2 protein-coding genes and 1 pseudogene are annotated in these 4,800 nt (G+C 65.3%); all 3 read right to left on the bottom strand.

Going from position 1 to position 4,800, the window contains the following annotated elements:
* A pseudogene (locus tag EN969_RS17275) lies at positions 1-462 on the bottom strand (UPF0280 family protein); the annotation flags it as partial.
* Positions 462-2,003, bottom strand: coding sequence for a hypothetical protein (locus EN969_RS17270; protein WP_063169735.1), 1,542 nt, complete (start codon positions 2,001-2,003; stop codon positions 462-464). The gene EN969_RS17270 and the pseudogene EN969_RS17275, both read right to left, overlap by 1 nt.
* Entirely contained in the window at positions 2,000-4,792 is a 2,793-nt protein-coding gene (locus tag EN969_RS17265; RefSeq protein WP_127419265.1) for a molybdopterin-dependent oxidoreductase, read from the bottom strand. The genes EN969_RS17270 and EN969_RS17265 overlap by 4 nt, the downstream gene beginning before the upstream one ends.
* Between the last annotated feature and the right edge of the window lie 8 nt (positions 4,793-4,800).

Here is a 4,800-nt window from a genome sequence, read left to right as displayed (position 1 = left end):
GATCGTGATCCGGTCGGTCATGCCGTTGCCGGTACCGGCAACCGCCAGACCCATCGACTGGCCCTTGCCGATATGGAGCGCGCAGTCGCCGCCATTGTTGACATAGGCGCGCTCGATCTTGCGACCGGCAAGCAATGCGGCGAGCATTTCGTCGGCTACCGATCCCGCGACGGCCGCCATCGGAGTTATAAAGCATTCCGCCAGGGGCATGACGGCTGCCTCCATGCGGCGCGCCGTCGGGCCGGCGAAGGTGCGCGGCGCCAGGAAAAACGCCGGCAGCCGCAATTCGGGGAGTTCCTCGACCAGCTCCACCAGGATCGTCTGGAACCGCGCTATGGCCTGTTCATAGGCTCGGCGGCATTCATCCGCCTCACCAAAAACCTCGACGATCAGGTCGATCGGCCCGTGGTTGAGATGCAGCCGCTTGCCGTCCTGCAGCCAATGGGCTTGCGGGCCTTGCATCACCCGGCCCCGTTCGAGCCGGCACGACGTAGCTGCGCGAGTGGCGGCCATGGATTGTTGGTTTCGGCGCCTGTGCCGCGGCGCGGATTCAGGTACTCACCGCCTTTTGCGACAATATCCTCGACGCTGCGGATCTCGGCCTCGTACCCGCCGAGCCTGACATAGTCGTCGCGGCGCAGCGTGAATTCGATCGGCGCCACCAGCGCCGGTGTAGGCACATAGCCGAAGGCGCCTTCCGGCACCCGTGTGACATCGACCATCAGGGTGATGCCGCCGCCCGGCCAGACATAGACCGGCGCACCGCCGACCGTGACATAGGTGGTCAGGCCCTGAACCGAGCGGGTGAGATTGACCGGGTTTTCGGTGACGCCGGCGCGCAGCGAACCGCCGGCGCCGCCGATGAACAGCACCGTGCACAAAGCCGGCTCGCAATTGTCCTCGATCAGGCCGACCGATTTTTGCAGCCGTTCCGGAAACGGTTTTTGCACCGGCTTCAACTCGTCGTCGAGCTCGTAATAGGCGAATTGCTCGCCGGTGGTCGAAACCATCAGCAGCGACAGGCCCGGCCGCGCACCCTTCTTGGCGTTCCACTCGCCAAGGATCGACAGCGGGTCTGAAATGCTGGTGCCGCCCCAGCCGAGGCCTGGCTCGGACACCTTGAAATAGCGGCCCGGCGTCGAACGGCGGCCGATGATCTTTATCCCTGTGTCCTGCCAGCCCAGCACCTTGCCGGCCTGATGCTCGGAAACGACGCCGGTGATGTGGTCGTCGACCACCACCACCTCGTCGACAAGGCCGCGCCATTGCGTGGCGAACATGCCGATGGTCGCCGAGCCGCAGCCGACGCGCATGCGATGTTCCTGCTTGCCGTCGATGACAGGCGCTTTGCCGGCTTCGACTGTTATGGTGGCGCCGCCGTCGATGGCGAGTTCCACCGGCTTGCGGTTGCACAGATTGAGCAGCGCGTCGCAGGTGGCGCGTCCTTCGGCCTTCGAGCCGCCGGTCAGATGATGCACGCCGCCCAGCGACAGCATCTGCGAGCCATACTCGCCCGTCGTGACATGGCCGATTGCCTCGCCTTGCGATCGCACAATAGCCGTCTCGGGTCCGATATGCCGGTCGGTGTCGATCTTCACCTTGACGCCGCAGTACGAAAAAATGCCTTCCGTGACGACGGTGACGAGATCGACGCCTTCGACTTCCTGGCTGACGATGAACGGCGCCGGCTTGTAGTCGGGATAGGTGGTGCCGGCGCCGATTGCGGTGACGAAGCGGCGGCCGGTGTTGACCAGTTCGCCGTCCCATTGTTCGCCCTCGGCGACGAACGGCACGATTGCCGCGCCGGCCTCGGCCGCATGGTCGAGGATGGTCAGCGGGTCCATCCGCACGATCCTGCCGCCGACATTGCCGTAGCGGTCGCAGGCGCCGGTGCGACCATCAGCGATGTAGCACATCACCGGACAGGCATCGCAGCGGATCTTCTCCGCCACCAGCTTCTCACCGGGATCATGGGTTTCGAAGCGTTCGGCAAGCTCGCTCATCGGCGTGCCTCCTTTTCGCGGATGCCATCTTTTTCGCGGATGCCAGCGCGGATACGCGTCGGCGTCGCCGGAACCTTGGTGATCAGAACGCCGGTGGCGTGGCGGATGGCGTTGAGGATTGCCGGCGCAGTCGGGATCAGCACATGCTCGCCCAAACCCTTGGCGCCAAAGGGTCCTTCCGGATCCGGAACTTCTATCAGGATGGTCTCGATCGGCGGCACGTCGCCAATGGTCGGGATGAGATAGTCGTGCAGGTTCTCGGTGCGGCCGGGGATGTACTCTTCCATCAGCGCCATGCCGATGCCTTGCGCGATACCGCCCTCGATCTGGCCTTCGGCCAGCAGCGGGTTGATCGCCTTGCCCACATCATGCGCGGCGGTGATCTTGATCAGCTTCACCGTGCCGAGCTTGAGATCGACCTCCAGTTCGGCGATCTGCGCGCCATAGCCGTAAACGGCGTAGGGTTTGCCCTGGCCCTTGGCATCGAGGGGCAGCGTCGGCGGGTCGTAGGTCTCCTCGGCGCGGAAGACGAAGCCCTCGGCATCCAGATCCAACGTCGTGAGGTCGATGCGGCGCGTGGCTTCTCCCTCGCGGATGACGATCGCCGGGCCGTCGAGTTGGAGAGCGGCTTTTTCCGAAACATTGGCGAAACGAAGTATCTTTTCACGCAAGGCGCGGCCGGCCTTCTCGGCCGCCTTGCCGGTGACGAAGGTCTGGCGCGAGGCCGATGTCTTGCCGGCATCGGGAGTAATTGATGTATCGGCGCTCTTCAGCTGGAATCTCTCCAGCGGCAGGCCGAGCGCGTCGGCGCAGATCTGGGCGATGACCGTGTTCGAACCCTGGCCGATATCGACCGCGCCCTGGTGCAGGATGACCGTGCCGTCGGCCGCGATGCCGACCCGAATGGTCGACGGATTGGGCAGCGAGGTGTTGCCGCAGCCATACCAGCAGGACGCGACGCCGACGCCGCGCTTTCTATCTGTGTTGGCGCTGTTGAATGCCTCCGCATCGGCCGCCGCGCGCGCCCAGTGCGGCCGCAGCGATTCGAGGCATTCGGCAATGCCGACGCCGGAGTCCAGAAGCTGTCCTGTGACCGTTTCGGAGCCGTTCCGAAGGCAGTTCTTCAAGCGAAAATCGAGCCTGTCCATGCCGAGCTTGCCGGCCAGCTCATCATAGAGGGTCTCCTGCATGATCGTCGCTTGCGGCACGCCGAAGCCGCGGAAGGCGCCGGAGATCGGCCCATGCGTATGGATGGCGCGGCCTTCGGCGCGGTAGTTCGGCGTCGCATAAGGTCCGGAGGCGTGCACCGGCACGCGGTTGGCCACGGTAGGGCCCCAGCTTGCATAGGCGCCGGTGTTGAAATCGCCTTCGAAGATCATGCCGGTGACAAGGCCGTCGGCATCGGCGCCGATGGTTGCTTTCATCTCGGCCGGATGGCGCTTGGTGGTCGACATCATCGATTCGGTGCGGGTGTAGGCAAGTGCCGCCGGCCGCCCAGTCTTCATCGCCACAAGGCCGATCAGCGGCTGCAGCGAGACGTCGAGCTTCGAGCCGAAACCGCCGCCGGTCGCGGTCGGCACGATGCGCACCTTGTCGACGGCAAGGCCGAGCACCTTCGCCGTCTCGTCGCGGTCCATATAGGGCGCCTGGGTGCAGGCGACGACGACCAGCGTGTCGCCGTCCACATAGGCATAGCCGGCTTCCGGTTCGATATAGGCGTGCTCGACATAGGAGGTGTCGATGACGCCGGACACCGTGAACGCTGCACCGGCAAGGGCCCCTTCCGGATCGCCGCGTTCGACGAAGCCGGAGGTCAGCAGGTTTGCCGGTCTGTTCTCATGGATGAGCTTGGCACCGCCGGCGCGCGCTTCGCAGGATTGGAGAACATGCGGCAATTCGGTCCAGCGGATCGGAAAATCCGAGAGGTCGATATCGAGCATCGCCTCGCGCTCGCCAGCGACCAACGCCACCGCCTCACCGCGAAGGCGGGCAAACCCTTCGGCCAGTGCCGGCTGGTCGGCGAAGGGGCCGATGACGCCGAAACAGTTTTTTCCCGGAATGTCGGCGGCGGTGAAGACGCCGGCGACACCGGGATGTGCCTTCGCCCAGCCATCGAGGTCACCGAAGGCGAAGCTGGCGTGATAATGCGGAGAGCGGATCACCAGTACCGCCAGTGCATCGGCGGGGAAGGAATCGCTGCCGAATTTCTCAGCCCCGGTGACCTTCGGCACGCCGTCGAGCCGGATGGGCGAGGAACCGATCGCGTGGCCTGACCGGGGCAAGCGGAAATCCAGGCTTGCTGCCTGCAGGGAGGCATCCATCACTGCGGCAATGATCTTCCGGTAGCCGGTGCAGCGGCACAGAATTCCGCCGAGCGCGTCCTGTACCTCGACCTCGGTGGGGCTCGCCTTCTTCTCCAGCAGAGCCGTCGCCGCAACCAACAGGGCGGGCGTGCAAATCCCGCACTGCGCAGCGCCATGGGCAAGGAAAGAGGCCTGCAACGTCGACAGCCGGCCGTTGGCAAGCCCTTCAACTGTCGTCACCGATGCGCCGGCAGCGGACGCCGCCGACATCAGGCAGGCGCAGACGGGATCGCCGTCGACCAGCACCGTACAGGCGCCGCAATCGCCGGCATCGCAGCCGACCTTGGTGCCGGTCAGCCCCAGTTCGTCGCGCAGCACCAGGGACAGTCGGCGCAGCGGCGGCACATTGACCGATACGGCGCTGCCATTGACCTCGAAGGCGATGTCAACGCGCTCCGGGCCGCGAGCAGGCCGAACGGCGCCCAGGTCGGGCA

The organism is Mesorhizobium sp. M7A.F.Ca.CA.003.01.2.1, from assembly GCF_003998945.1.
In the GTDB taxonomy this organism is placed as follows: Bacteria; Pseudomonadota; Alphaproteobacteria; order Rhizobiales; family Rhizobiaceae; genus Mesorhizobium; species Mesorhizobium ciceri.
This window is presented reverse-complemented; position numbering and strand designations above follow the sequence as displayed.

Excerpts from the sequence above, each read along its gene's own strand:
- EN969_RS17270 (WP_063169735.1), bottom strand. The coding sequence starts at position 2,003 with ATGAGCGAGCTTGCCGAACGCTTCGAAACCCATGATCCCGGTGAGAAG.